The organism is Streptomyces sp. NPDC007991 (assembly GCF_042958445.1).
GTDB lineage: Bacteria > Actinomycetota > Actinomycetes > Streptomycetales > Streptomycetaceae > Streptomyces.
Genome location: NZ_JBIBJD010000013.1, coordinates 34,612 through 60,784 on the forward strand (window position 1 = coordinate 34,612; position 26,173 = coordinate 60,784).

Genomic DNA, 26,173 nt, shown 5'->3' on the forward strand with positions numbered 1-26,173 from the left:
CACGTTTCCCCGGGGGCGGGCATGGTCGTTTCCCGGGGCCGCGGCCGGTCGTTGGGCACCTCGTGAGGCACGTACAAGGGCGCGCGCGGCGCGCGAGGGCCGCGCTGGCCGCCGTAGTGACATGGGCAGGGCTCCTGACCGGGGCCACCGGCTGCACCTCGGACGACGCGGGCGGGATCGCCGGTGTGTTCGGCGCGCCCCCGGCGCCCGAGGACGTCATCCGGGTCTCGCCCGACGACGGCAGCAGGGGTGTGCGCCCCGGGAAGAAGCTGCGGGTGCGTGTGCCCGACGGCAGGCTGGAGTCGGTGAAGGTCGTCCGGTCGCAGGACGCGCAGGAGTTCCCGGTGCCCGGGCACCTCTCCGCCGACGGACTGTCCTGGGAGCCCGACGACGAGCGGCTCGCGCTGGCCGCCAAGTACACGGTCGACGCGGTGGCCGTGGACGGCGACGGACGCCGTTCCGCCCGGCACACCACGTTCACCACGTACGTCCCGGAGGAACGCTTCATCGGCTACGTCAGTCCGGAGAACGGGGTCACGGTCGGCACCGGCATGATCGTCTCGCTGGAGTTCAACCGCGAGATCGCCCACCGCGCCGCCGTGGAACGCGCGGTGCGGGTCACCGCCCGCCCGGCCGTCGAGATCCGCCCGCACTGGTTCGGCCGGACCCGCCTCGACTTCCGCCCCGAGCACTACTGGAAACCCGGCACCGAGGTCACCGTCGCCCTGCGCCTGCGGGACGTCGAGGGGGCGCCCGGGGTCTACGGCCTCCAGCGCAAGACGTTCTCCTTCACCGTCGGCCGCAGCCAGAACTCCGTGGTCGACGCCGCCCGGCACACGATGGAGGTGCGGCGCGACGGCGAGCTGCTCGCCACCGTGCCGGTCACGGCCGGGGCGCCCAGGAACACCACGTACAACGGCAAGATGGTGGTGACCGAGATGCACGACGTCACCCGGATGAACGGCGCCACGGTCGGCTTCAAGAAGCGCGACGGCAAGGGCGAGTACGACATCCCGGACGTCCCGCACGCCATGCGCCTGACCGACTCGGGGACCTTCCTGCACGGCAACTACTGGGCCCACAGCGCCGTCTTCGGCCGGACCAACATCAGCCACGGCTGTATCGGACTGCGCGATGTGAAGGGCGGCGGCTCGGACACCCCGGCCGGCTGGTTCTTCGACCGCAGCCTCATCGGGGACGTCGTCGAGGTGGTCCACAGCAACGACACGACGGTCGCCCCCGACAACGGGCTCGGAGGCTGGAACATGGGCTGGAACGCGTGGCGGGCGGGCAGCGCGGTGAAGTAGCCCGACAGGGGGGCGGGTTGCTTCAACTTTCCGTGGAAGTTGGGACTGAACAGTGACAATCGCAGGTCGCCGGGGCCCGGCGACCTGTGGTTACTATGCGCCGGTGCGCGGGGGACGCGCAGGGGTGGGCCTGACCAGGCCCTGGGAGGGGAGAACAACGTTGAACGGGCGACCGATATCGGGGGCGTCGGCCCGCGGCAGGCACGGACTGCTCGCACTGATACTGGGCGTGCTGCTGCTCGCCGTCACGGCGTGCGGGGGCGGGGGGAGCGGCTCCGGTTCCGGCGGGGGCGAGGACGCGGACGCCGCGCGGAGCAAGCAGTCCGAGGCCGTCGTCAACATCACCCCCAAGGACGGCGCCAAGTCCGTCGACACCAGCGGGGAACTGAAGGTCACGGCCGCCAAGGGCAAGCTGACCGAGGTCGTGGTCAAGGACGCCAAGGGCGGGAAGGTGGACGGCGAGATATCAGGTGACGGCGCCACCTGGGCGCCGTCCACCCACCTGGCCGCCGCCACCACGTACACGGTCCACGCGGTCGCCAAGGACGCCGAGGGCCGCACGGCCGCGGAGGACGCGGACTTCACGACCCTGACGCCGAAGAACACCTTCATCGGCACCTTCACCCCCGAGGACGGCTCCAAGGTCGGCGTGGGCATGCCGTTCTCCCTCCGCTTCAGCCGGGGCATCACCAACCCGGACGACGTCGAGAAGGCCATCCGCATCACCACGGAGCCGGCCGTGGACGTCGAGGGTCACTGGTTCGGCAACGACCGTCTCGACTTCCGCCCCGAGAAGTACTGGAAGCCCGGCACCAAGGTGACCGTCGACCTCGCCCTCGACGGCGTCGAGGGCCGCCCCGGCGTCTACGGCGAGCAGGACAAGAAGGTCGAGTTCACCATCGGCCGCAACCAGGTCTCCGTCGTCGACGCCAAGAAGCTCACGATGAAGGTCATGCGCGACGGCGAGGTCATCAAGACCATCCCGGTCACCACCGGTCAGCCCGGCATGGAGACCTGGAACGGCCAGATGGTCATCAGCGAGATGCTCACGGTGACCCGGATGAACGGCGAGACCGTCGGCTACGGCGGCGAGTACGACATCAAGGACGTCCCGCACGCCGTGCGCCTGACCACCTCCGGCACCTTCCTGCACGGCAACTACTGGGCGGGCGGCGCCTTCGGCAACCACAACGCCAGCCACGGCTGCATCGGCCTGCGTGACGTGCGCGGCGGCTGGGACAAGAACACACCGGCCGCGTGGTTCTTCAACCACTCGATGGTCGGCGACGTGGTGGTCGTCAAGAACTCCGAGGACCGGATCGTCGACCCGGACAACGGACTCAACGGCTGGAACATGCCGTGGGACAAGTGGAAGAAGTGACGCTGAGCCGGCGACGCTGACGACGGGGCCCCGGTGTGACCGACCGCACCGGGGCCTGGCCCGTTAGTCCCCGTTAACCTGCTGCCATGACCGTCTCTCTCGAAGTCGCTGAAGGCGTCGGCACGCTCCGTCTCGACCGCCCGCCCATGAACGCGCTGGACATCGCCACGCAGGACCGGCTGAAGGAACTCGCCGAGGAGGCCGGGCGCCGCGAGGACGTGCGGGCCGTGGTGGTCTACGGCGGGGAGAAGGTGTTCGCGGCCGGCGCGGACATCAAGGAGATGCAGGCGATGGACCACACCGCGATGGTCCTGCGCGCCCGCGCCCTGCAGGACTCGTTCACGGCGGTGGCCCGGATCCCCAAGCCCGTCGTCGCGGCCGTGACGGGCTACGCGCTCGGCGGCGGCTGCGAACTCGCGCTGTGCGCGGACTACCGCATCGCCGGCGAGAACGCCAAGCTCGGCCAGCCGGAGATCCTGCTCGGCCTGATCCCCGGCGCCGGCGGCACCCAGCGCCTGGCCCGCCTGGTCGGCCCCTCCAAGGCCAAGGACCTGATCTTCACCGGCCGGATGGTCAAGGCCGACGAGGCGAAGGAGATCGGCCTGGTCGACCGGGTCGTGCCGGCCGACGAGGTGTACGCGCAGGCGCACACCTGGGCAGCCAAGCTGGCGCAGGGTCCGGCTCTCGCCCTGCGCGCCGCCAAGGAGGCGGTCGACACGGGCCTGGAGACGGACATCGACACGGGCCTGGCGATCGAACGGAACTGGTTCGCGGGCCTGTTCGCCACCGAGGACCGCGAGCGCGGCATGCGCAGCTTCGTGGAGGAGGGGCCGGGCAAGGCGAAGTTCCTCTGAATCCCCCTCCCAGGACTCGTATGTGACGCTGCCTCTGTTCCGGGGTCACTCGATGGGGCGGTTTACGGCGGCATCGAGGCAGCCCTGAGCGTGTCCGGCCCCATGTCCGGGCCCCTTGTCCTGCGACGGGCCGCCGCCGCAGGTCAGACGCGCCATGGGCGCCCTTCGAAGTGCCGTTCGGCATAGGCCGTCGGCTCGCCGCTCGGCACCCCGCTCCCGGGCCCGTTTTCCCCGGGAACGGCCCCCAAGGGGGCGTCGGGCGGCCATGATGGGGGCATGGCGGGGCTGGAGGGTACGGAACAGCCGCGGGGGCACGCACATGCGGCCGCGGCGCGCTGGTCGCCGACTGTCGAGGACGAACGCGCGCTGAAGGCACTGGAGTTGTACGGCAACCCGACGGAGGCGGAGGTGCCGCTGCCGTCCCGCCCCGAGTCCGCGGCCACCGCCCGGCGGCTGACCCAGGTCGTCGTCCTGCGCCAGTGGGGGCTCCCCCCCAAGACCACCGAGGACGCGGTCCTGCTCGTCTCCGAGCTGGTCGGCAACGCCGTACGCCACACCGGCGCCCGGGTCTTCGGGCTGCGTCTGCACCGGCGCCGCGGCCTGATCCGGGTCGAGGTCCGCGACCCCTCCCGGGGACTGCCCTGTCTGATGCCGGTCCAGGAGCTGGACATCAGCGGCCGGGGCCTGTTCCTCGTCGACAAGCTGGCCGACCGCTGGGGGGTCGACCTGCTGCCCCGGGGCAAGACCACGTGGTTCGAGATGCGGGTCAACGACCGCTGAGACGTCGCCGCGGCCGGGCCCGGCGAGGGGTGTGACCTGCGACAGTCCGCGGGGCCGCCGATCGGGTGAATCACTCGGTTTCTCCGCGAAGCGCACCTTAAATGGTGCAATGCACCGCCACTTTGTCAAAAGCGCCCTCGTCGCGGGCGCCGCCCTCGCCGTCCTCGCCGCCTGCGGCACCGGGGGTGGGGAACGGACCTCCGGGGCACGCGCCACCAAGGCCGCCGTGCCCACGCCGCGCGAGAAGAAGCCCGTGCGGGGGCTGCCCGGGATGCCGCCCGTCCTCGACCCCGAGGACGTGTACGCGGCCGACCGCCCGAACAAACTGTCCCCCGTCGTCAAGGACTTCCCGTCCCGGGTCTACGTGCCCAACACCGGCTCCGACACGGTCTCCGTCATCGACCCCAAGACGTACGAGGTCATCGAAACCATCCCGGTGGGCCGGCAGCCCCAGCACGTCGTCCCCTCCTGGGACCTGAAGACGCTCTGGGTCAACAACAACCGCGGCCACACCCTCACCCCGATCGACCCGAGGACCGGCAAGGCGGGCAAGGAGGTCGAGGTCCACGACCCCTACAACCTCTACTTCACGCCCAACGGCAAGTACGCCCTCGTCATGGCCTCCCTCGACCGCGAACTGGTCTTCCGCGACCCGCACACCATGGAGATCAAGAAGACGGTCCCGGTCTCCTGCTACGGCGTCAACCACGCCGACTTCTCCCTCGACGGCCGCTACTTCATCGTCTCCTGCGAGTTCAGCGGCGAACTGCTCAAGGTCGACACCGAGAAGATGAAGGTCGTCGGGCAGCAGCGGCTGCCGTTCGAGGGCGCCATGCCCCAGGACGTGAAGGTCTCGCCCGACGGCAAGAAGTTCTACATCGCCGACATGATGGCCCACGGCATGTGGGTCCTGGACGGCGACAAGTTCACCGAACCCACGCTGATGCCCACCGGCAAGGGCTGCCACGGCCTCTACGTCAGCCGCGACTCCCGCGAGATGTACGTGTCCAACCGGGGCGAGGGCACGATCTCCGTCTTCGACTTCACCCAGGGCAAGCTGACCAAGAAATGGCAGCTGCCCGACGGCGGCAGCCCCGACATGGGCGGCGTCTCCGCCGACGGCAAGGTGCTGTGGCTGTCCGGCCGCTACGACGGCGAGGTGTACGCCGTCGACACCCGCACCGGCACCCAGCTCGCCCGCATCCCCGTCGGCAACGGACCGCACGGCCTCGCGGTCTACCCGCAGCCCGGCCGCTACTCGCTCGGCCACACGGGCATCTTCCGGTGACGGTCAGCAGCCGCCCACCGAAGGGAAGTTGACACGCCCCTGATCGAGTGAGGATCCCCGGCGCCGCGCCGCGGACCCGCGATCGTGCTCCTCATGATCAGCACCAGCCTGCGGCGGCGCACCGCTGCCGCCGCCCTGTCCCTCGCGGCCGTCCTCACGACCACGGCCGCCACGCCCGGCCAGGCATCCGCGACCTCCGCTGCTGCCGTGGCCACGGCAGCAGCCCCCGGACCGGCCGCCTGTCCCGTCCAGTTCGACGACAGGATCAAGGCCGCCGCCGACCGCCGGGTCCAGGCCGACCGCATCACCCCCGACCCGTCCTGGCGCACCAGCTGCGGCACCCTGTACCGCGCCGACGGCCGCGGCCCCTCCGTGATCTTCGAGGAGGGCTTCCACCCCAGGGACGTGGTGAACGGCCAGTACGACCTGGAGCAGTACGTCCTGGTCAACCAGCCGTCCCCGTATGTGTCGACCACGTACGACCACGACCTGTTCAAGAAGTGGAAGTCCGCCTTCAACTACTACGTCGACGCCCCCGGCGGAGTCGACGTCAACAAGACCATCGGCGACACCCACAAGTGGGCCGACCAGCAGGAGGTCGCCTTCCCCGGCGGCATCGCCCGCGAGTACATCGTCGGCGTCTGCCCGGTCGACAAGCAGACCAAGACCGAGATCATGAGCGAGTGCGAGAGCAACCCGCACTACGAACCCTGGCACTGAGCAGCACCTCCGAGCCCACGGGCCGGTAACCGGCCGCCTGGAACGCCCGCAGACTGCGGGCGTTCCCCGCCGACACCTGGGCCCACACCGGCGCGCCGCCGGTCAGCCACCGCCCCGCCGCCGCGAGCCGCCGCCCGAGCCCCCGGTGCCGTGCCCCCTCGTCCACCTCGACGGCTGTCTCCCACCGCCCGGCCACGCCACGGCCCAGCACGAGCACCCCGCCGTCCGCCGCCCACACCCGTACGTCGTCCCGCCGCCGCAGCGCGGATGCCACGCGCGGATGGCCGGGATCGTCGGTCTCCGCCAGTGCGACCGGCGGTTCCCCGGGCAGCGGGGCGCCGGTCAGCAGCACGTCGACGGTGTCCGACCTGCGTCCCGTCCGGTCCATGAGGGCCGTCAGGAAGCGGGCGTTCATCGTGGCCGCGAGCCTGTCGCAGTCGGTCGCGGCCAGCGCCCGCCGCACCCAGCCGGGATCCTCGTCCGTGAAGACGACCGAGTGCGCCGTGAAGGCCAGGACCCCCGCGTCCCGTGGCGAGGGCTGCGGCACGATCGTCGTACCGCCGTCCGCCGGCGGGAAGACGCCCCGGGCCGCCGCGTCGAGAATGTCCCCCAGAGTGTCCGCCACCACACGCTCCTTGAGTCTCCACCCGCTGGAAGGCCCAGACTCCCAGACATGATCGACGACGGCACCGGACTGCTCACCATCGGCGAACTGGCCCGGGTCACCGGACTGACCGTGCGCACCATCCGGTACTGGTCCGACGAGGGCGCGCTGCCCCCGGTGGCCCGCTCCGCCGGCGGTTACCGGCTGTACGACGCCGCGTCCGTGGCGCGTCTGGAGCTGATCCGGACCCTGCGCGAACTCGGCCTCGGGCTGGCGGACGTCCGCCGGGTGCTGGCCGGTGAGACCACGGTCGCCCAGGTCGCGGCCGCGCACGTGGTCGCGCTGGACGCGCAGATCCGGTCGCTGAAGGTGACGCGTGCGGTGCTGTCGACGGTCGCGAAGCGGGGGTCCGACGCGGAGGAGATGACCCTGATGAACAGACTGGCACGGCTGTCGGCGGCCGAGCGGCGGCGCATCCTGGAGGAGTTCGTCGACGAGATCTTCCAGGGGCTCGACACGGCCGACCCGGTGATCCGGGACCGCATGCGGAACACCGCCGCCGACCTGCCCGAGGAACCGGCACCCGAGCAGGTGGACGCCTGGCTGGAGCTGGCCGAGATGCTCCACGACCCGGACTTCCGGGCCGAGATGCGCAAGGTCGCCGAGTTCAACGCGGCCGACCGCGGTCATGACACACCCGCCGGGGCGTCCCTGTGGTTCTCCCGGCGGCTCGTCCAGCTGGGTGCCCGGGCCCGTGAGCGCGGCATCGCCCCCGACTCGCCGGAGGCCGCCGAGGTGCTGGACGAGCTGCTGGGCGATGCCGACCCCGCCGCGGTGCTGGACCGGCTCAAGTCGCACGCCACCAACCGGGTCGCCCGCTACCGCGAGTTGCTCACCGTCGTGAAGGGCACCGGGCCCGAGGCGGCCTACCGAGAGGAGTTCGCCTGGGTGGTCGCCGCGCTCCAGGCACGCACGGGCAGCTAATCTGACCTGCGTCAGCAAGACCTGAAACACGAGAGTAGGGGCGGATCGGTGGCGGACATCGAGGAAGCACGCAAGCAGTTCGAGCGGATCGATACGGACGGTGACGGATTCATCACCGCTGCCGAGTTCAAGACCGCCCTGGCCCGGTCCGGCGACTGGAACGTCACCGAGTCGGTCGCCGAGGTCGTCATCAAGACCCGCGACCTCGACGGCGACAAGAAGCTGAGCTTCGACGAGTTCTGGGCCTACCTGAACAAGTGACGCCGGCGCTCACGGTGCCGCGAGGCGTGGGGGCCCGGTCCGTCCGCGGACCGACCGGGCCCCTCGTCATGCCCGCCGGGCCGTGCGGACGCTGAAGCGGCCGTCGTGCCGTTCCAGCGCCAGCGGCAGGCCGAAGCACATGCCGAGCCGGTCGGCGGTCAGCACCCCGGCCACCGGGCCGCCCGCAAGCGGTCGCCCCTCGCACAGCAGCAGGGCGTGCGTGGTGTGCGCCGGCAGCTCCTCCAGATGGTGGGTGACCAGGACCGTCGCCAGGTGCGGATGCTCCCGGCGCAGCTCCCCGAGCGCCCCGATCAGCCGCTCCCGGCCCGGCAGATCCAGGCCGGTGGCCGGCTCGTCCAGGAGCAGCAGCCGGGGCTCGGGCATCAGCGCCCGGGCGATCAGGGTCCGGCCGCGCTGCCCCTGGGAGAGCGTGGGCCAGCGCGCCTCACGGTGCTCGGCCAGCCCCAGCGTCCGGATCAGCCGCTCCGCGCGCTCCCGCTGCTCCGGCGTCGGACGCCACCGGGGCAGCGGCTCCACCGAGTTGGTCAGACCGGTCAGGACGACGTCGCGTACCCGCAGCGGCGAGGTGAGCGGATGCCGCGGGTCGACATGCCCGACGTGCGCGCGCAGCTCCCGCAGGTCGACCCGGCCCAGCCGGTGCCCCAGCACCTCCACGCGGCCCCGGGTCGGGTGGACGAGCGCGCCGAGCAGGCCGAGCAGGGTCGTCTTGCCCGCGCCGTTCGCGCCGAGCAGCGCCCAGTGCTCCCCGGCCCGGACGGTCAGCGACACCCCCGCCAGGATCGGCCGGCCGTCGCGCACGACGTGGACGTCCTCGGCGCGCAGGACGACCGGCGTCACCGCAGCGCCCTGTTCACCGCGGACAGCACCGCCCGCACCGAGGCGCCCAGGGCCGAGGAGTCCCGGCCCGCGCCCCAGCACGTCCTGCCGCCGGCCCGGCACTCGGCGAAGGCGTCCGTGCCCCCGTCGCGGGCCTGCTCGCAGAAGTCGAGCACGTCGACAGCGATCCCGGCGCCGGCCAGCGCGTCGACGAACGCGGAGACCGGGCCGCCGCCGGTGCCCTCGTAGTCGCCGGTGCGGTCGCCGGTGCGCAGCGTGCACACGAAGCGGTGGCCGCCGGCCTCGTCCGGGTGCACGGACCAGGCCTCCAGCGCCACCTCCCCGTCCTGCGCCAGGTACGTCGCCCGGAACAGCGCGTACAGCTCCTTCGCCGTCATCTCCCGCCCGCTGTCGTCCGTGGCCTCCTGCACGGCCCGGGAGAAGTCCGGCCGCATGCGCGCGGGCAGGTCGACGCCGTGGTGGGTGCGCAGCAGATAGGCCGTGCCGCCCTTGCCCGACTGCGAGTTCACCCGGATCACCGCCTCGTAGGAACGGCCCAGGTCGGCCGGGTCGACCGGCAGGTACGGCACCGACCAGGGCGCCTGCCGCTCGGGCACGCCCAGCTCCCGGGCCCGCTCGGCGTGCCGGGACAGGCCTTTGCTGATCGCGTCCTGGTGGGTGCCCGAGAAGGCGGTGTGGACGAGCTCCCCGGCGTACGGGTGGCGCGGGTGCACGGGCAGCCGGTTGCAGTGCTCGACCGTCTCCCTGACGGTGTCGATGTCCCGGAAGTCGATCATCGGGTCGACGCCCTGCGCGTACAGGTTGAGCGCCAGGGTCACCAGGTCGACGTTGCCGGTGCGCTCCCCGTTGCCGAACAGGCAGCCCTCGACGCGCTGGGCACCGGCCAGCACGGCCAGTTCGGCGCAGGCGACGCCGGTGCCGCGGTCGTTGTGCGGGTGCACGGAGAGGATCACGCTGTCGCGGCGGGCCAGGTGGCGGTGGACGTACTCGATCTGGTCGGCGTAGACGTTCGGCGTCGCGATCTCCACCGTCGCCGGGAGGTTGTGGGTGACCGGCCGGTCCGGGCTCGCGTCCCACAGCTCGGTCAGCCCGTCGCACAGGTCCAGGACGAAGTCCGGCTCGGTCAGGTTGAAGGTCTCCGGGGAGAACTGGAAGCGGACGGACGAGGCCCGGTCCGCCCGGCGGGCCATGTGCTCGGCGGCCTCCCGCACGGTCCGCCACACCTCGGCCCGGTCCCGCCCCAGGACGACGTCCCGCCACACCGGCGAGGTCGCGATGTACAGATGCACCACAGCCCTCGGCAGCCCCTCGATCGCCTCGAAGGTGCGGTCGATCAGGTCCCGGCGGGCCGGGGTGAACACGACGGGCGTGACGTCGTCCGGTACGGCGCCGCTGGTCACCAGGTGCCGTACGAAGTCGAAGTCGGTACGGCTCGCCGAGGGGTAGCCGACCTCGATCTCCTTGAAGCCCATGCCGGTCAGCAGGTCGAAGAAGCGGCGCTTGCGGGGCGTGTCCATCGGCTCGGCCAGGGCCTGGTTGCCGTCGCGCAGGTCGACGGGGACCCAGAGGGGAGCGCGCTCGATCCGCGCGCCGGGCCAGTCGCGGTCCGCGGCGGGCACGTGCACGCGCTCCTGGAAGGGACGGTAGCGGTGGCAGGGCATGGGGCCCGGGCGCTGGGGGTTCCAGGCCGGGGCGGGGGTGGTGGTCATCGTCGGCTGTGGCCTTCCGGCTCGGTCGGACGGTGACCGGCGGCACGGCGCCCCGCGGCGGGGTGCCGGTCGTGTCAGGCCCCGCCGCGGCAGCCGAGAAGAAGACCGCGGAAGATCATGCGCAGTACGCTATCCACCACTCAGGTCCTCAGACAAGTGGAAACCTCCCACTCCTCAGACAAGTTGGTGACGCCATGCCGCTCGGCTCCGTCCGCCCCAGCCCGCTGGTCGAGCAGGCCGCCGCCCGGCTGCGCGAGCAGATCGCCGGCGGCGACTGGCCGGTCGGCACCCGGCTGCCCGGCGAGACGACGCTGGCGAAGGAGCTGGGCGTGGGCCGCTCCACCGTCCGCGAGGCGCTGCGCGCGCTGGCCGGAGCCGGGCTGGTCCTCTCCCGCCAGGGCGCCGGTGTCTTCGTCATCGCGACCGAGCCGGTCGAGGACTGGCCGACCCGGCTGCGCCGGGCCGCCGTGACCGACGTCTACGAGGTCCGGATGGCGGTCGAGGTGCACGCGGCCCGGCTCGCCGCGCGCCGCCGCACCCCCGAGGACATCGCGGCGCTCCGGGCCGCGCTGGACCGTCGCAGGGCCGCCGGCACAGCCGACGACGCCGCCTTCGTCGACGCGGACATCGCCTTCCACGCCGCGGTGATCGCCGCCGCCCACAACCCGGTGCTCGCCGACCTGTTCGCCGAGTTCAGCCCCGTCCTGCGCGAGAGCCTGATCGAGCTGCTGTCGCTGACCGGCCTGCGCGCCGACGACCCCGACACCGGCGACGAGGCGCACGAGGCACTCGTCCGGGCGGTGGCCGACGGGGACGCGGAGGGGGCGGCGGAGGTGCTCCGCGGGGAACTGGAGGACCCTTTCGCACCTTCCCGGAAGGCGGAATAGCCCCTCCGGCCCGAAGGTTGACCCTGATCACAGAGCTGGCCAGGAACTCCTGACCCCTGGAAGGGCGAGGCGAGGACATGAAGATCGGCATCATCGGTGCGGGCAACATCGGCGGCAATCTGACCCGGCGGCTCACCGCCCTCGGTCACGAGGTGTACGTCGCGAACTCCCGCGGCCCGCACACGCTCACCGCCCTCGCGGAGGAGACCGGCGCGACACCCGTGACGGTCGAGGAGGCACCGCGGGGAGCCGAGATCGTCGTCGTCACGATTCCGCTGAAGGCGGTCCCGGACCTGCCGTCCGGGCTGTTCGACGAGGCGGCCGAAGGCGTCGCCGTCATCGACACCGGCAACTACTACCCCCGGGAGCGGGACGGCCGGATCGACGCGATCGAGGACGAGGGCCTGACGGAGAGCCGCTGGACGCAGCGGCAGCTCGGCCGCCCGGTGATCAAGGCCTTCAACGGCACATACGCCCAGGACATCCTGGACCGCCCGCGCCCGGCCGGCGACCCCGGCCGCATCGCCCTCCCGGTGGCCGGGGACGACGCGGCGGCCAAGCGCAAGGTACGGGAGCTGATCGAGGAACTCGGCTTCGACACCGTCGACGCGGGCGGCCTCGACGACTCCTGGCGTCAGCAGCCCGGCACCCCGGTCTACGGCCTGCGCGGCGGCGTCGAGACGGTCACGAAGGCCCTGGGGGAGGCGTCGCCAGAGCGTACGCCGGAGTACAGCGGCTAGGCCCTGTCGCTCTGCGGAGCTGCCGGGGCGGTCACGAGATCTCCTGCTCGGCCCAGATGATCTTCCCTCCGGGCGTGTACCGGGCACCCCAGCGATGGGAGAGCTGGGCCACGAGGAAGAGCCCGCGGCCGCCTTCGTCCGTGCTGCGGGCATGTCTCAGGCGAGGAGCCGTACTGCTGCCGTCGGCGACCTCGCAGGTCAGGCGGGAGTCACGGAGCAGTCGCAGGCGGACGGGGCCCGAGGCGTAGCGGATCGCGTTGGTGACGAGCTCGCTCACGATGAGCTCCGTCGTCATGGCCAGTTCCTGACAGTTCCACGCCTCGACCTGACGCAACGCGCCGGCCCGGATGTCACCGACGGCGGCCGGGTCCAGCGGCACGTCCCAGGAGGCGACTCGATCGGGGCCCAGGGCGTGGGTGCGGGCGAGCAGGAGGGCGACGTCGTCGGGCTGCGGCGTGGGAACGAGCCGGCGCACCGCGCCCGCGCACAGCGTTTCCAGGTCGGAGTCGGGCGAGCGCAGCAGGTGTCCGAGGCGGGACATGCCGCGCTCGATGTCGCGGTCGGTCCCTTCGACGAGGCCGTCGGTATAGAGGCCGAAGACGCTGTTTTCGGGAAGCTCGATCTCGGTGGCCTCGAAGGCCATCCCGCCCAGTCCGAGCGGAGGCCCGGCGGGAAGCTCCGGGAAGGAGACGTGCCCGTCCGGAGTGACGACGACCGGGGGTGGATGACCGGCCCGGGCCAGCGTGCACCGCTGGGTCACCGGGTCGTAGACGGCGTACAGACAGGTCGCCCCGAGGAAGGTCGTGACGGTCTGGTCGGCCGTCTGGTCGGTGGTCTGTTCCTCGCTCAGCCGGAGCACCAGGTCGTCGAGGTGGGCCAGCAGTTCATCGGGGGGCATGTCCATGTCCGCGAGGGTCTGGACAGCGGTGCGCAGCCGGCCCATCGTCGCCGCCGCGGCGATGCCGTGGCCGACCACGTCACCGATGACCAGGCCCACACGGGCGCCGGACAGCGGGATCACGTCGAACCAGTCTCCGCCGACCCCGTCCGACGCATCCGCCGGCAGGTAGTGGGAGGCCACCTCCAGCGCTGTTCCGCCCGTCAGGGCGTGGGGCAGCAGGCTGCGCTGCAACGTGACCGCCGCGGTGTGTTCCCGGGTGTAGCGGCGGGCGTTGTCGACGCACAGCGCCGCCCGCGCCACCAGCTCCCGAGCCAGCAGAGCGTCGTCCTGCTGGAACGGCGTGGGGTTCAGCGATCGTGCGAACGTGGCGAGACCGAGCACGGTGTCGCGCGCCCGCATCGGCACGGAGATGAGGGAGTGCAGGCCGAACTCGCGGATCCGGGCGGCCCTGGCCGGCTGCTCGGTGGTCCAGAGGCGATCGCTCGGGTCGAGAACGGGTATGAAGATCGATTCGCCGTCGACGAGCAGGTTCGCGTCGTGCGGCGGGGGAACGAAGTCGACCTGGTCCCCTATCCGGGCGACGGCCTCCGGGCAGCCCTGTCGTACGGAGCTCATTCCGGCCCGGCGCATCACCGGCCGGGCCGGCGCCGGCCCGGCGTCGGGCAACCGGTATCCCTGGCCCTCACCGTTCAGGACCGGCTCGAGAAGGTCGACGATGACGAAGTCGGCGAAGCGGGGAACAGCGAAGTCGGCGAGTTCCTGCGCCGTGCGCATCACGTCCAGCGTCCTGCCGATGCTGGTCCCGGCTTCGCTGGCCAGCGACAGCAGCCGGCGGGCGTTCCAGCGCTCGGTGACGTCCATGACCATGTAGCACAGCCCGGTGACGGAGTTGCCGGCATCCACCAACGGGAAGAACGAGGTGGAGTAGGCGTGCTGACGGTGCGGGTCCGCCCAACTCCATCCCATGTACTCGTAGTCGGTGACCGGGACGCCGGTCGTGAGCACCGTGCGCATCACGCCCTCGATGGTCTCCGCCTGCAGTCCCGGAAGCAGCTCGCTCAGACGGCGTCCCAGGCGCTGCTCACGTGGTACGCCGCCGAAGCTTTCCAGGGTGTCGTTCAGCCAGACGTAGCGCAGATCCAGGTCCATCACCGCCATGCCGACCGGTGAGCGGGTCAGGAAGCCGTCGAGGACGGACTGTCCCATGGTCCATTGCTGCCGCTCCTCGCGTGCCGAGATCAGAAAACACTCGTCTTCGCCGACGTGAAAGGACCCGGACACGCGCAGGCCGATCTCGACAGGGCCGCCGTCGCGGTGCCGTACCGCGACCCGGCCGCTCCAGCCCATTCCCGCGCGGCACCGCTTCGCTATACGGGCCACACGTACCGGGTCCCCGGGCATCGCCAGCAGGTCCGCGGCGGGGCGTCCTACCACCTGCGCGCCGGTGTAGCCGAGGAGCGCTTCGGCGCCCCGCGTCCAGCCGATCACCCGGCCGGCTGCGGACACGAGCGCGACCGCGTCGTGGGACGCGTCGAGGAGAGGGCGCGGTCCTGCGGGCGGAGACGCGTCGAATTCATCTCGCACAGGCGCCATGGGTCTCACCTCTACACGCAAGTATGTTCCCGCTCGGGCGCTGACGCGCATGCTGCGGGCCCAGGGCGGCCCGGCACCTCCCCTACGACCGGGCGATCAGGCGTCCTCCGCCCACTTCCGCAGCGCCGCCCTGCTCGCGAAGTCGGCCACGTTCTTGTCCAGCGGGTCGTCCGTGTACTGGTGGAAGCGCCACTTCGCCTCGATGCGGGGCTTGCCCGCGCTGACATAGTCGGCGATCCACAGGCCGTCGCCCGCGTAGGAGGTCGTGTCGACGTGCAGCCAGAAGTCGCGGTTGGTGTAGAGAACGACCTGGTTGTCCGGCCGGAGATCCTTCAGCTTCCGGATGAACAGGTCCTTCTCCGCGTTGCTCGCGTGCGTTCCGTTACTGGTCGTCTCCCAGTCGACGGCGAGGATGTCCCCCGGCCGGTCCGGGGCCTTGCGGACGAAGTACTCGGCCTGGGCGGTGAGGTTGCCCGGCCACAGGAAGTGGTAGAAGCCGACGACCAGCCCGGCGTCGCGGCCCCGCTTCGTCTGGGCGGCGAGTCTGGGGTTGACGTAGGAACGCCCCTCGGTCGCCTTGACGAAGACGAAGGAGAGGCCGTCGGTGTCGTAGGAGGAGGACTGGTAGGCGCTCACGTCGATGCCGCGCAGCATGGGAGGCTCCATGAAGTGCTGGTGGGGGGAGGGGAGTTGTGTCCACCACCATGACACGGCCTCTTCCGGGCTGACGTGGAAATGTCAACTTCGACGGGTCGTGGGAGTGCGTCGTCGTGACCGGTGACGTCTGATCCGACCGTCTGACGGACACTCGAAAACATGTCGCACGAAGAGTTCCGGCAGGAACCAGCGACTTCAGCACTCGATGATGTTCACCGCCAGCCCGCCCCGGGCCGTCTCCTTGTACTTCACCGACATGTCCGCGCCGGTGTCCTTCATCGTCTTGATGACCTTGTCCAGGGACACCTTGTGGGAGCCGTCGCCGCGCATCGCCATGCGCGCTGCCGTGACGGCCTTCACCGCGGCCATGCCGTTGCGCTCGATGCACGGGATCTGGACCAGGCCGCCGACCGGGTCGCAGGTCAGGCCGAGATTGTGCTCCATGCCGATCTCGGCCGCGTTCTCGACCTGCTCGGGCGAGCCGCCGAGCACCTCGGCCAGCGCGCCCGCCGCCATGGAGCAAGCGGAGCCGACCTCGCCCTGGCAGCCGACCTCGGCGCCGGAGATGGACGCGTTCTCCTTGAACAGCATGCCGATCGCGCCCGCGGCGAGGAGGAAGCGGACCACGCCCTCCTCGTCGGCGCCGGGCACGAAGTTGACGTAGTAGTGCAGCACGGCCGGGATGATGCCGGCCGCGCCGTTCGTCGGGGCGGTGACGACCCGGCCCCCGGCCGCGTTCTCCTCGTTGACCGCCATCGCGTAGAGGGTGATCCACTCCATGGCGAGGGCCTTCGGATCGCCCTCGGAGCGCAGCTTGCGGGCGGTGTTCGCGGCCCGGCGGCGCACCTTCAGACCGCCCGGCAGGATGCCCTCGCGGGACATGCCGCGCGCCACGCACGCCTCCATGACCCGCCAGATCTCCAGCAGTCCGGCGCGGATCTCCTCCTCGGTGCGCCAGGCGCGCTCGTTCTCCAGCATCAGCGCCGAGATGGACAGGCCGGTCTCCTGGGCCATGCGCAGCAGCTCGTCACCCGTGCGGAAGGGGTACTTCAGCACGGTGTCGTCGAGCTTGATGCGGTCCGCTCCGACCGCCTCCTCGTCGACGACGAAACCGCCGCCGACCGAGTAGTACGTCCTCGTCAGCAGCTCCGCGCCCGAGGCGTCGTACGCCCACAGGGTCATGCCGTTCGCGTGGTACGGCAGGGCCTTGCGGCGGTGCAGGACCATGTCGTCGTCGTAGGAGAACGCGATCTCGTGCTCGCCCAGCAGGTTCAGCCGGCCGGCGGCCTTGATCGCCTCCACCCGCTCGTCGGCCGTCTCCACGTCCACCGTGCGCGGCGAGTCGCCTTCCAGACCGAGCAGCACCGCCTTGGGCGTGCCGTGGCCGTGGCCGGTCGCGCCGAGGGAGCCGTAGAGCTCCGCGCGGACCTTCACGGCCGGGGCCAGCAGCTCCTCGTTGCGCAGCCGCCGGGCGAACATCCGCGCCGCGCGCATCGGGCCGACGGTGTGGGAGCTGGAAGGGCCGATGCCGATCGAGAACAGGTCGAAGACCGAGATGGCCACGGGGGACTCCTGACTACGGGGGTGGTGCAAGGGGTGGTGCAGGGGACAGGGTGCCCCGCCCCACGCGGGACAGGGCGGAACGGGGCACCCCGAAAGGTTTCTTCGTTATGTGTGTGAACCCGAGGTGTGCGAACCCGGGTACAGCGGGTGCTTGTCGGCCAGGGCCTTCACCCGGGCCTTGAGTGCCTCGGCGTCGTAGGACGGCTTCAGCGCCTCGGCGATGACGTCCGCGACCTCCGCGAAGTCCTCGGCCGCAAAACCCCGGGTCGCCAGGGCCGGTGTGCCGATCCGCAGACCCGAGGTCACCATCGGCGGGCGCGGGTCGTCGGGGATCGCGTTCCGGTTGACCGTGATGCCCACCTCGTGGAGGCGGTCCTCGGCCTGCCGGCCGTCCAGCTCCGAGTGGCGCAGGTCGACCAGGACCAGGTGCACGTCCGTGCCGCCGGACAGGACGTCCACGCCCACGGCCCGGACGTCGTCCTTCACCAGACGCTCGGCCAGGATGCGGGCGCCCTCCAGCGTACGGCGCTGGCGCTCCTTGAAGTCCTGTGAGGCGGCGACCTTGAAGGCGACCGCCTTGGCCGCGATCACATGCTCCAGTGGACCGCCCTGCTGACCGGGGAAGACAGCGGAGTTGATCTTCTTGGCCAGTTCGGCAGTGGAAAGGATCACACCGCCGCGCGGGCCGCCCAGCGTCTTGTGGGTGGTCGTGGTCACCACGTGCGCGTGCGGCACCGGGTTCGGGTGCAGCCCCGCCGCGACGAGCCCGGCGAAGTGCGCCATGTCGACCATCAGGTACGCGCCGACCTCGTCCGCGATCCGGCGGAACTCCGCGAAGTCCAGCTGCCGCGGGTAGGCCGACCAGCCCGCGACGATCAGCTTCGGCTTCGACTCCTTCGCCAGCCGCTCCACCTCGGCCATGTCGACCCGGCCGTCCTCGCCCACGTGGTAGGCGACGACGTCGTAGAGCTTGCCGGAGAAGTTGATCTTCATGCCGTGGGTCAGGTGCCCGCCGTGCGCGAGGTTCAGACCCATGATGGTGTCGCCCGGCTTGAGCAGCGCGAACATCGCGGCGGCGTTGGCCTGGGCGCCCGAGTGCGGCTGCACGTTGGCGTGCTCGGCGCCGAACAGCTCCTTGACGCGGTCGATCGCGATCTGCTCGACCACGTCGACGTGCTCGCAGCCGCCGTAGTAACGGCGGCCGGGGTAGCCCTCGGCGTACTTGTTGGTGAGGACCGAGCCCTGCGCCTCCATGACCGCGACCGGAGCGAAGTTCTCCGAGGCGATCATCTCGAGCGTGGACTGCTGCCGGTGCAGCTCGGCGTCGACCGCGGCGGCCACGGCCGGGTCGAGCTCGTGCAGGGGTGTGTTCAGGACGGACATACGGCTATGACTCCTCAGCCGGCGGAGAACGCGGTGTACTCGTCGGCGGAGAGCAGGTCGCCCGGCTCCTCGGCGACCCGCACCTTGAACAGCCAGCCGCCCTCGAAGGGGGCCGAGTTCACCAGCGACGGGTCGTTCACCACGTCCTCGTTGACCTCGGTGACCTCACCGGAGACGGGGGAGTAGAGGTCGGACACCGACTTGGTCGACTCCAGTTCGCCGCAGGTCTCGCCCGCGGACACCGTGTCGCCGACCTCGGGGAGCTGGACGAAGACCACGTCGCCGAGCGCGTTGGCCGCGTGCTCCGTGATGCCGACCGTCGAGACGCCGTCCTCGGCGGCCGACAGCCACTCGTGCTCCTTGCTGTAACGCAGCTGCTGGGGGTTGCTCATGGCCTGGATTCTCCTGTACGCGCGGGAGTGCTGTGGAAAGGGGGGACTGCTGATGAGCTGGGACGACGGACAACGGGGTCGCTTGTCACGGCCCCTGGCCAGTGTCTACTTCCGGCGCTTGTAGAACGGCAGCGCCACGACCTCGTACGGCTCGTGACTGCCCCGGATGTCCACGGCCACGCCCGCAGTGCCGGGGCCGGCGTGCGCGGCGTCGACGTAGGCCATCGCGATCGGCTTGCCGAGGGTGGGGGAGGGGGCGCCGGAGGTGACCTCGCCGATCACCTCGCCGCCGGCGACGACCGCGTACCCGGCGCGCGGAACCCTGCGGCCCTCGGCGACCAGGCCGACGAGTACGCGCGGCGGCTGGGACTCGGCGCGGGCGGCGGCCTCCCGCAGGGCCTCGCGCCCCACGAAGTCGCCCTCCTTCTCGAACTTCACCACCCGGCCGAGCCCGGCGTCGAAGGGGGTCAGCGAGGTGCTCAGCTCGTGCCCGTACAGCGGCATGCCCGCCTCCAGGCGCAGCGTGTCGCGGCAGGACAGCCCGCACGGGACGAGCCCGGCGCCCTCGCCCGCCTTGGTCAGGGCCTGCCACAGCTCGGCCGCGTGCTCCGGCTTCACGAACAGCTCGAAGCCGTCCTCGCCGGTGTAGCCGGTGCGGGCGATCAGGGCCGGGACACCCGCGACCGTGCCGGGCAGCCCTGCGTAGTACTTCAGCCCGTCGAGGTCGGCGTCGGTCAGGGACTTCAGGATCCCGGGGGACTGCGGCCCCTGGACGGCGATCAGCGCGTAGGCGTCCCGGTCGTCGCGCACCTCGGCGTCGAAGCCGGCGGCGCGCTCGGTCAGCGCGTCCAGGACCACCTGGGCGTTGGAGGCGTTGGCGACCACCATGTACTCGGTCTCGCCCAGCCGGTAGACGATCAGGTCGTCCAGGATGCCGCCGTCGGCCCGGCAGATCATGGTGTAGCGGGCGCGGCCGGGCTTGACGCCGCCGATGTCGCCCACCAGGGCGTAGTCGAGCAGGGCGGCGGCCTGCGGGCCGGTGACGGTGATCTCGCCCATGTGGGAGAGGTCGAAGAGCCCGGCCTTCGTGCGCACGGCGGTGTGTTCGTCGCGCTCGGAGCCGTAGCGCAGGGGCATGTCCCAGCCGGCGAAGTCGGTCATCGTCGCGCCGAGCGCACGATGCAGGGCATCGAGCGCGGTGTGGCGGAGTTCTCCTGTACTGCTCATCGGTCGGTCGTCTCCAAGGGGCATGACGGGCGAGGTCGTTCCTCCCCATCTGTCATCGGAACCTGAGAGGTTCGCCATGACCACGGGGGACACGGCTTGCACCTTGGGTGGAGCCACGCCCGTCGCCACGGCGACAGGGGAGGGCCCGCTTTTCAGATGTGCCTCGCCCGCGCGGTAACGGGGCCTGAGAGATTCAAGGGAGGGACTTGCTCCTTCGGCGCCCCAGCGTCGGACGGTGCTGGGGACTCTCCCGCGCGGATTCAAACGGCCGGTATGCAGTTGGCGCGCACATCATTGCACGCATCGTCGCGGGGTGGCAGGGGGACCACCTGTAGCAGGGCTGTTGCGGGAAGAGGACTAAATCCAGAGACATCTGGCATTACCTTCTCTTTACACTCGGCGGGGATGGGACTGAAGTACCTGGCCCCAGGGGAGGACGATCACGGTGAACAGGACCACCGCGTACGCCACGACGTCGGGCATCGCGCTGCCCGAGCAGCCGGCCGCTCCGGCACACGCGGCCTGCGGCCCGCTGCCGGTCGTCCGCGATCTGCGCGAGCGCGCCGGCCGCGGCCCGCACGCGCTGCTCTTCGGCCCCCGCGACCTCGTCGTGGTCACGGGCCTGCCCGGCAGCGGCAAGTCCACGCTGATGCGGCGCACCGTGCCCGGCCGGCGCATCGACTCCCAGGACACCCGCGACCGCTGGGACAGCCGCATGCCGCGCTTCCTGCCGTACGGGGTCTACCGCCCGCTCGTCCGCCTCGCCCACTACGCCGGGCTGCGCCGCGCCCTGCGCACCGGCGAGGGCGTCGTCGTGCACGACTGCGGCACGCAGGCCTGGGTCCGCCGCTGGCTGGCCCGCGAGGCCCGCCGCCGGGGCGGCACCCTGCATCTGCTCATGCTCGACGTCACCCCCGAGGAGGCCCTGGCCGGCCAGCGCGACCGGGGCCGCGGTGTCTCCCGGTACGCGTTCCTGCGCCACCGCGCGGCGGCCGGCCGCCTGCTGCGCTCCGTGGAGCGGGGCGAACTGCCCGCGGGCTGCGGCTCGGCGATCCTCGTCGACCGGGACGCGGCGGACGCCCTGCGCCGGATCGGGTTCACGGGCTGACCGCGGGCGGCCGGGAAGCCGTTAGCCTTTTGAGCCACAGCAGTGGTTCCAGGCAGGCGGTAGGCAGATGGACTTCCCGGCGGACTTCTCCGCGGACTTCCCGGCGCACACGCAGACCCATCCGCACGGCGGATGGCCCGGCAACGAACTGGAGGAGGTGCTCTCGGCCTCCCTCGGCGCCGGGCCGTCGGCCGGCGGGCGGATCGTCGAGGTGCTCGGCCGGAGTTTCGTCTGGGTCCCCCTGCCGAACGGCGGCGGCCCGCAGAGCGGCCCCCTCGACCTGCCCGGCATCGAGATCGAGGGCCAGGCGTACGTGCCGGTGTTCAGCTCCGAGGAGCAGTTCCGTCAGGTCGTCGGCTCCCACATGTCGTACACCATCGCGCCCGCCGTGGAGTTCGCCCGCGGCCTGCCCCCGCACGCGGGGATAGCCGTCAACCCGGGCGGCGTGGTCGGCATACCGCTCCCGCCGCCCGCGGTGGCCGAGCTCTGCCGGGCCGGACGGACCCCCCTGGACGGCCCCGCGAGCGGCGGCCGGGTCCGCCTCTTCGAGCCCGACTGGCAGGACGACCCGGTGGACTTCCTCGCCGCCGCCTCCGCCGAGTTCGAGGCCGTCGGCGTCGTCCTCACCGCCCGCCGCTGCCTCGCCGCGATCGAGACCGCCGACCCGGTGATGTTCGTGGGCGTCGAACTCTCCCAGTGGGAAGGCGACCTGCGGGCCCTCCCCCTGGAGGCCCTGTCCCGGGCCGTGACCCGGTGCCCGGCCCCCTGGCCGGTCAACCTGGTCCTCCTGGACGTGGCGGAGGACCCGGTGGGCACCTGGATGAGAGACAGGGTCCGGCCCTTCTACCAGCGGTAGGACAGCCGACCGAGGGGCGCGGGGCGGTGACATAATGCGGCTCCGCCGCGTGGGCGCGACAAGCCACACACGACCCGCGCCCGCGAACCGGCACCAATCCCCGAGCCCCCGCACGGGCTTAAGCTAGGTCACGGTCGAGGCGTTGTACGAAGGGGCGGTAAAGGTGAGCGCGAGCGGCACGGCCGCGGCCGGACAGGTCGAGCACATGCTGCGCCAGGTCACGCCCGGGCGTTACGACGCCTACGAGGCACTCCTGCGCGCGCTCGCGACCCCGCACTCCGGCCAGATCTGGATGCTCCTCTGGCACGGCCAGGCGGGCTCCCCCGACGCCCAGTACGGGAACATGGAGGTCGACGGCTACGGCTACGCCCCCTGCGTGACCTCCGCCCAGGAGCTCTCGGCCAGCGGCTGGAACCGCAGCTACGAGGTGGTCGACGGAGTCGACGTCGCCCGCGCCCTCTACCCCGACCACTACGGCCTCTGGCTCAACCCGCACGCCCCGGGCGGCGGCGTCGGCATCCCCTGGCTCGACCTGCGCCGGATCGCCACGGGCCTGGACCGCCAGCCCGCCGGCCCGCTGCGGCTGTCCGAACCGGCCATCGAGCTCCCGCAGTTCTACGCCCTGCTCGCGCAGAACGCCCACCGCACCCCGGCCGTCCGCTCGCTGCGCCGGGCCTGGGTGCAGCCCGCGCTGGGCGCGCCGTACCTCGCCATCGGACTGGATGTGTACGACACCTCGCCGCCGGCCGTGGATTCCGTGCGCGCGATGATGCAGCAGTCCCTCGGTGCCGTACCGGACGGGCTGCCCGTCTCGACCGTCGCCATGTCCGACGAGCACGACCCGGTCGCCATGTGGCTGCGCGCGAGCGCCCGGCCCTTCTATGACCGCGAGGCCCACGCCACCGCCCCTGTCCAGGCCCCCGCCTCGGGCTACGGCTACCCCCCGGTCCCGGGCCGGTACTGACCCGCCCCGCGGGCCTCCCGCTGACCGTCCGGCGGTCCCTGTTTCCCCATCTTCGAACGCGAGCGGCTCTCAGCTCTCCGCGCGTAGATAGGGGTGAAAACATCGACTATGTCCTAAAATGCCCCTATCTCATCGCGTCCGACCCGCGTTACCCACTGTCCGGATAACGGAACCCCGCAGACAGCATCACGTTTACGCATCCTTTCACCGCCAAGTCTGGCAACAGATCGCCAAAGCGTTGAAGACTCCCCGCAAGACACGGGCCGGGTCGGTCTCGTGCACGAGACAAACAACCCGCTACAGCGGCAGCCAGGGGCTCGGCGATCGCCGGCCCGAGAGGGGTCAATCGCACCGTGACCGCACCGATCGAGACCACCGGGGCGGAAGCCGGAGCACAGCCCGAGGCCGTGCTCTCCGGGGTCAAGAAGAGCCAGATCGAAGGGCGCTCGCTCACCCAGATCGCCTGGATGCGCTTCAAGCGGGACAAGGTGGCGATGGCGGGCGGCGTCGTCGTCATCCTGCTCACGCTGCTGGCGGTGCTCTCCAAGCCGATCCAGTGGATCTTCAACCTGGATCCCAACAAGTTCAACCAGGACCTCATCGATCCCGCGCTGCTCGCCCCCAAGGGCGGCTGGGGAGGAATGAGCTGGGACCACCCGCTCGGCGTGGACCCCCAGTACGGCCGGGACATGCTCGCCCGCATCATCGACGGCTCCTGGGTCTCCCTCCTGGTCGCGGGCGGCGCCACGCTGCTGTCCGTGTGCATCGGCACCGTGCTCGGTGTCATCGCCGGGTACTACGGCGGTTGGATCGACAGTGTCATCAGCAGGCTGATGGACACCTTCCTCGCCTTCCCGCTGCTCCTGTTCGCCATCTCGATCTCGGCCTCGGTGCAGGACGGGTTCTTCGGTCTCGAGGGCCTGTCCCTGCGCATCAGTGTGCTGATCTTCGTGATCGGCTTCTTCAGCTGGCCGTACATCGGGCGCATCGTGCGCGCCCAGACGATGACCCTGCGCAAGAGGGAGTTCATCGAGGCCGCCACGAGCCTCGGGGCACGCGGCCCGTACGTCCTGTTCCGGGAGCTCCTGCCGAACCTCGTCGCGCCGATCCTCGTCTACTCGACGCTGATCATCCCGACGAACATCCTGTTCGAGGCCGCGCTGAGCTTCCTCGGTGTCGGTATCGCTCCGCCGCAGGCCTCCTGGGGCGGCATGCTCAGCAACGCTGTGGATCTCTACACGGCTGATCCGCAGTACATGTTCGTGCCCGGACTGGCGATCTTCATCACCGTCCTGGCCTTCAACCTGCTGGGTGACGGGCTGCGTGACGCCCTCGACCCTCGCAGCAAGTGATCCATCGAATGAGGGGGCTTCCTCAGGTGAAGACGAGAAGGGTGACCGCCGGCGTTGCGTCGGTCCTGGCACTGTCGCTGGGCGCTGCCGCATGTGGCGGCGGAGGTGACGACAACGACGGGAGCGGAGGCAGCGGCAAGAAGGACGCCGCGCTGACCTCGATCGTCAACCCGTCGAGCAAGAAGGGCGGGACGGTCACGTACGAGCACTCGGACGTGCCCGACTCCCTCGACCCGGGCAACACGTACTACGGCTGGGTGCAGAACTTCTCCCGCCTCTACGGCAGGACGCTCACCACGTTCAAGCCGGCGGCGGGCAAGGACGGCCTGACCGTCGTGCCGGACCTCGCCGAGGGACTCGGCAAGGCCAGCCCGGACGCCAAGACCTGGACGTACAAGCTGCGCGCCGGCGTGAAGTTCCAGGACGGCACCCCGGTGACGTCCAAGGACGTCAAGTACGCCATCGAGCGCTCCAACTTCGCGCCCGAGGCCCTGTCCAACGGCCCGACGTACTTCAAGTCGTACCTGGAGGGCGGCGACAAGTACCAGGGTCCCTACAAGGACAAGTCTCCGGAGGGCATCAAGTCCATCGAGACGCCGGACGACCGGACGATCGTCTTCAAGCTGAAGCAGCCGTTCGCCGACTTCGACTACCTGGCGACGTTCTCGCAGACGGCGCCGGTGCCGCAGTCGAAGGACACCGGTGCGAAGTACGTGCAGGCGATCCAGTCCACCGGCCCGTACCAGTTCCAGTCCTACGAGGAGGGCCGCGGCGCCACCCTCGTGCGCAACCCGCAGTGGGACGCCAAGACGGACCCGGTCCGCAAGGCCCTGCCGGACAAGATCACGATCAAGTTCAAGGTCAACCCGGTCACGGTCGACAACGACCTGCTCTCCGACAAGATCACGGCTGACGCGGCCGGCACGGGCGTGCAGCCGCAGACCCAGCCGAAGGTGCTGCAGGGCAAGTACGCCAACCAGACGGACAGCTCGTACGCGGGCGCCACGCAGTACATCGCGCTCAACGTCCACGTGAAGCCGTTCGACAACGCCGACTGCCGCAAGGCCGTCCAGTGGGGCCTCGACAAGCAGTCGGTGCTCGACGCCATGGGCGGTTCGCCGAAGGGTGACGTGGCGACCACGCTGCTGCCGCCGTCGGTGAACGGTTACACCAAGTTCGACACCTACGCGACCGACGGTCACAAGGGTGACGTGGCCAAGGCCAAGGCGGCCCTCAAGGCGTGCGGCAAGCCGAACGGCTTCAGCACGGTCCTGACGGCCCGCTCCGACCGCCCCGCCGAGATCGCCGCGGCGACCGCCGTCCAGGCGTCGCTGAAGAAGATCGGCATCAACGTCGCGATCAAGCAGTTCCCCTCGGGCAAGTACTTCTCCAACTTCGCCGGTGTCCCGAGCTACGTCCACGACAACAAGCTCGGCATGCTCTCGATGGCATGGGGCGCCGACTGGCCGACCGGCTACGGCTTCCTCGACCAGATCGTCAACGGTGCCGCCATCAAGCCCTCGGGCGGCAACAACCTGATGGAGCTGGACGACCCGAAGATCAACAAGGCCCTGTCGGACGCGATCGCCAACACCGACGACGCGGCCCGCACCAAGGCCTGGGGCGACATCGACAAGATGGTGCTCGACAACGCCTCGGTCGTCCCGCTGGTCTACCGCAAGAACCTGCTGCTCCGGCCGACGTCGGCGACCAACGTCACGGTCACGCAGGCCTACCTCGGCATGTACGACTACCTGCTGATGAGCTCCTCCAAGTAACACCAGCAGGCCGGATCCTTTCGAAA

24 protein-coding genes and 1 riboswitch are annotated in these 26,173 nt (G+C 71.0%); of the genes, 15 read left to right on the plus strand and 9 right to left on the minus strand.

Annotated elements, in window-relative coordinates; genetic code table 11:
* Window positions 1-62 precede the first annotated feature (62 nt).
* From ACFZDA_RS32770 to ACFZDA_RS32795, 6 genes are all read left to right on the plus strand, one after another.
* Window positions 63-1,307 (plus strand): Ig-like domain-containing protein, encoded by a 1,245-nt coding sequence (locus tag ACFZDA_RS32770; RefSeq protein WP_391088709.1) that lies wholly within the window; start codon window positions 63-65, stop codon window positions 1,305-1,307.
* Window positions 1,308-1,467: 160 nt separating this feature from the next.
* A complete protein-coding gene (locus ACFZDA_RS32775) occupies window positions 1,468-2,688 on the plus strand; it encodes an Ig-like domain-containing protein (protein WP_391088710.1) in 1,221 nt (406 codons plus the stop codon).
* A gap of 86 nt (window positions 2,689-2,774) precedes the next feature.
* Window positions 2,775-3,542, plus strand: a complete 768-nt coding sequence (locus tag ACFZDA_RS32780; RefSeq protein ID WP_391088712.1) for an enoyl-CoA hydratase-related protein — start codon at window positions 2,775-2,777, stop codon at window positions 3,540-3,542.
* A gap of 276 nt (window positions 3,543-3,818) precedes the next feature.
* Complete coding sequence (locus ACFZDA_RS32785; protein WP_391088713.1) at window positions 3,819-4,322, plus strand: ATP-binding protein; 504 nt, start codon at window positions 3,819-3,821, stop codon at window positions 4,320-4,322.
* Window positions 4,323-4,431: 109 nt separating this feature from the next.
* On the plus strand, window positions 4,432-5,610 hold the full coding sequence (locus tag ACFZDA_RS32790; RefSeq protein ID WP_391088715.1) for a PQQ-binding-like beta-propeller repeat protein: 1,179 nt from the start codon (window positions 4,432-4,434) through the stop codon (window positions 5,608-5,610).
* A gap of 93 nt (window positions 5,611-5,703) precedes the next feature.
* Complete coding sequence (locus tag ACFZDA_RS32795) at window positions 5,704-6,330, plus strand: ADP-ribosyltransferase (RefSeq protein ID WP_391088717.1); 627 nt, start codon at window positions 5,704-5,706, stop codon at window positions 6,328-6,330.
* Here the strand turns inward: ACFZDA_RS32795 and ACFZDA_RS32800 are convergent.
* On the minus strand, window positions 6,284-6,955 hold the full coding sequence (locus ACFZDA_RS32800; RefSeq protein ID WP_391088719.1) for a GNAT family N-acetyltransferase: 672 nt from the start codon (window positions 6,953-6,955) through the stop codon (window positions 6,284-6,286). The two genes, ACFZDA_RS32795 and ACFZDA_RS32800, sit on opposite strands and share 47 nt — an antisense overlap.
* Window positions 6,956-7,003: 48 nt before the next feature.
* Here ACFZDA_RS32800 and ACFZDA_RS32805 point away from each other — a divergent pair, with 48 nt between their 5' ends.
* The gene (locus ACFZDA_RS32805; protein ID WP_391088720.1) at window positions 7,004-7,918 is read left to right on the plus strand and encodes a MerR family transcriptional regulator; all 915 of its coding nucleotides are present in this window, start codon (window positions 7,004-7,006) and stop codon (window positions 7,916-7,918) included.
* Window positions 7,919-7,966: 48 nt separating this feature from the next.
* Window positions 7,967-8,179, plus strand: a complete 213-nt coding sequence (locus ACFZDA_RS32810) for an EF-hand domain-containing protein (protein ID WP_020271014.1) — start codon at window positions 7,967-7,969, stop codon at window positions 8,177-8,179.
* 66 nt (window positions 8,180-8,245) lie between these two features.
* Here ACFZDA_RS32810 and ACFZDA_RS32815 read toward each other — a convergent pair whose 3' ends face one another.
* Window positions 8,246-9,037 (minus strand): ATP-binding cassette domain-containing protein, encoded by a 792-nt coding sequence (locus tag ACFZDA_RS32815; protein ID WP_391088721.1) that lies wholly within the window; start codon window positions 9,035-9,037, stop codon window positions 8,246-8,248.
* Window positions 9,034-10,746 (minus strand): 2-isopropylmalate synthase, encoded by a 1,713-nt coding sequence (locus tag ACFZDA_RS32820; RefSeq protein ID WP_391088723.1) that lies wholly within the window; start codon window positions 10,744-10,746, stop codon window positions 9,034-9,036. The genes ACFZDA_RS32815 and ACFZDA_RS32820 overlap by 4 nt, the downstream gene beginning before the upstream one ends.
* 194 nt (window positions 10,747-10,940) lie before the next feature.
* On the opposite strand from ACFZDA_RS32820, the gene ACFZDA_RS32825 reads away from it, so the two are divergent.
* Window positions 10,941-11,633, plus strand: a complete 693-nt coding sequence (locus ACFZDA_RS32825; protein ID WP_391088725.1) for an FCD domain-containing protein — start codon at window positions 10,941-10,943, stop codon at window positions 11,631-11,633.
* Window positions 11,634-11,710: 77 nt separating this feature from the next.
* The gene (locus ACFZDA_RS32830; protein ID WP_391088727.1) at window positions 11,711-12,373 is read left to right on the plus strand and encodes an NAD(P)-binding domain-containing protein; all 663 of its coding nucleotides are present in this window, start codon (window positions 11,711-11,713) and stop codon (window positions 12,371-12,373) included.
* Window positions 12,374-12,404: 31 nt separating this feature from the next.
* Here the strand turns inward: ACFZDA_RS32830 and ACFZDA_RS32835 are convergent, their stop codons facing one another.
* The 6 genes from ACFZDA_RS32835 to gcvT all read right to left on the minus strand — a co-directional run bounded on the left by ACFZDA_RS32835 (window position 12,405) and on the right by gcvT (window position 20,089).
* Window positions 12,405-14,867: a SpoIIE family protein phosphatase gene (locus ACFZDA_RS32835; protein WP_391088729.1), complete on the minus strand. Its 2,463-nt coding sequence runs from the start codon at window positions 14,865-14,867 to the stop codon at window positions 12,405-12,407.
* A 96-nt stretch (window positions 14,868-14,963) separates the two neighbouring features.
* Window positions 14,964-15,521 carry a GH25 family lysozyme gene (locus tag ACFZDA_RS32840; protein ID WP_391089081.1) on the minus strand — a complete coding sequence of 186 codons (558 nt, stop codon included), beginning with the start codon at window positions 15,519-15,521 and terminating at the stop codon, window positions 14,964-14,966.
* A gap of 198 nt (window positions 15,522-15,719) precedes the next feature.
* Entirely contained in the window at window positions 15,720-17,087 is a 1,368-nt protein-coding gene (locus ACFZDA_RS32845; protein ID WP_391088731.1) for an L-serine ammonia-lyase, read from the minus strand.
* 105 nt (window positions 17,088-17,192) lie between these two features.
* The gene (gene glyA, locus ACFZDA_RS32850) at window positions 17,193-18,470 is read right to left on the minus strand and encodes a serine hydroxymethyltransferase (protein WP_391088733.1); all 1,278 of its coding nucleotides are present in this window, start codon (window positions 18,468-18,470) and stop codon (window positions 17,193-17,195) included.
* A 14-nt stretch (window positions 18,471-18,484) separates the two neighbouring features.
* Window positions 18,485-18,862, minus strand: a complete 378-nt coding sequence (gene gcvH, locus ACFZDA_RS32855; RefSeq protein ID WP_020276709.1) for a glycine cleavage system protein GcvH — start codon at window positions 18,860-18,862, stop codon at window positions 18,485-18,487.
* A gap of 105 nt (window positions 18,863-18,967) precedes the next feature.
* The gene (gene gcvT, locus ACFZDA_RS32860; RefSeq protein WP_391088735.1) at window positions 18,968-20,089 is read right to left on the minus strand and encodes a glycine cleavage system aminomethyltransferase GcvT; all 1,122 of its coding nucleotides are present in this window, start codon (window positions 20,087-20,089) and stop codon (window positions 18,968-18,970) included.
* Between the two features lie 162 nt (window positions 20,090-20,251).
* Window positions 20,252-20,352, minus strand: a riboswitch (glycine riboswitch).
* A gap of 176 nt (window positions 20,353-20,528) precedes the next feature.
* Between gcvT and ACFZDA_RS32865 the strand changes: the two genes are divergently transcribed.
* The 5 genes from ACFZDA_RS32865 to ACFZDA_RS32885 all read left to right on the plus strand — a co-directional run bounded on the left by ACFZDA_RS32865 (window position 20,529) and on the right by ACFZDA_RS32885 (window position 26,147).
* The gene (locus ACFZDA_RS32865; protein ID WP_391089083.1) at window positions 20,529-21,197 is read left to right on the plus strand and encodes an AAA family ATPase; all 669 of its coding nucleotides are present in this window, start codon (window positions 20,529-20,531) and stop codon (window positions 21,195-21,197) included.
* Between the two features lie 67 nt (window positions 21,198-21,264).
* Window positions 21,265-22,053, plus strand: coding sequence for an enhanced serine sensitivity protein SseB C-terminal domain-containing protein (locus tag ACFZDA_RS32870; protein WP_391088737.1), 789 nt, complete (start codon window positions 21,265-21,267; stop codon window positions 22,051-22,053).
* A 163-nt stretch (window positions 22,054-22,216) separates the two neighbouring features.
* Entirely contained in the window at window positions 22,217-23,017 is an 801-nt protein-coding gene (locus ACFZDA_RS32875; RefSeq protein WP_391088739.1) for an enhanced serine sensitivity protein SseB C-terminal domain-containing protein, read from the plus strand.
* A gap of 353 nt (window positions 23,018-23,370) precedes the next feature.
* Window positions 23,371-24,369 (plus strand): ABC transporter permease subunit, encoded by a 999-nt coding sequence (locus ACFZDA_RS32880; protein ID WP_391088741.1) that lies wholly within the window; start codon window positions 23,371-23,373, stop codon window positions 24,367-24,369.
* An 8-nt stretch (window positions 24,370-24,377) separates the two neighbouring features.
* Window positions 24,378-26,147, plus strand: coding sequence for an ABC transporter substrate-binding protein (locus ACFZDA_RS32885; protein WP_391088743.1), 1,770 nt, complete (start codon window positions 24,378-24,380; stop codon window positions 26,145-26,147).
* The last annotated feature ends 26 nt before the right edge of the window (window positions 26,148-26,173 follow it).

Excerpts from the sequence above, each read along its gene's own strand:
- ACFZDA_RS32835 (WP_391088729.1), bottom strand. The coding sequence starts at position 14,867 with ATGGCGCCTGTGCGAGATGAATTCGACGCGTCTCCGCCCGCAGGACCG.
- ACFZDA_RS32795 (WP_391088717.1), top strand. The coding sequence starts at position 5,704 with ATGATCAGCACCAGCCTGCGGCGGCGCACCGCTGCCGCCGCCCTGTCC.
- gcvH (WP_020276709.1), bottom strand. The coding sequence starts at position 18,862 with ATGAGCAACCCCCAGCAGCTGCGTTACAGCAAGGAGCACGAGTGGCTG.
- ACFZDA_RS32885 (WP_391088743.1), top strand. The coding sequence starts at position 24,378 with ATGAGGGGGCTTCCTCAGGTGAAGACGAGAAGGGTGACCGCCGGCGTT.
- ACFZDA_RS32825 (WP_391088725.1), top strand. The coding sequence starts at position 10,941 with ATGCCGCTCGGCTCCGTCCGCCCCAGCCCGCTGGTCGAGCAGGCCGCC.
- ACFZDA_RS32785 (WP_391088713.1), top strand. The coding sequence starts at position 3,819 with ATGGCGGGGCTGGAGGGTACGGAACAGCCGCGGGGGCACGCACATGCG.
- glyA (WP_391088733.1), bottom strand. The coding sequence starts at position 18,470 with ATGTCCGTCCTGAACACACCCCTGCACGAGCTCGACCCGGCCGTGGCC.
- ACFZDA_RS32790 (WP_391088715.1), top strand. The coding sequence starts at position 4,432 with ATGCACCGCCACTTTGTCAAAAGCGCCCTCGTCGCGGGCGCCGCCCTC.
- ACFZDA_RS32870 (WP_391088737.1), top strand. The coding sequence starts at position 21,265 with ATGGACTTCCCGGCGGACTTCTCCGCGGACTTCCCGGCGCACACGCAG.
- gcvT (WP_391088735.1), bottom strand. The coding sequence starts at position 20,089 with ATGAGCAGTACAGGAGAACTCCGCCACACCGCGCTCGATGCCCTGCAT.
- ACFZDA_RS32780 (WP_391088712.1), top strand. The coding sequence starts at position 2,775 with ATGACCGTCTCTCTCGAAGTCGCTGAAGGCGTCGGCACGCTCCGTCTC.
- ACFZDA_RS32840 (WP_391089081.1), bottom strand. The coding sequence starts at position 15,521 with ATGCTGCGCGGCATCGACGTGAGCGCCTACCAGTCCTCCTCCTACGAC.
- ACFZDA_RS32830 (WP_391088727.1), top strand. The coding sequence starts at position 11,711 with ATGAAGATCGGCATCATCGGTGCGGGCAACATCGGCGGCAATCTGACC.
- ACFZDA_RS32805 (WP_391088720.1), top strand. The coding sequence starts at position 7,004 with ATGATCGACGACGGCACCGGACTGCTCACCATCGGCGAACTGGCCCGG.
- ACFZDA_RS32820 (WP_391088723.1), bottom strand. The coding sequence starts at position 10,746 with ATGACCACCACCCCCGCCCCGGCCTGGAACCCCCAGCGCCCGGGCCCC.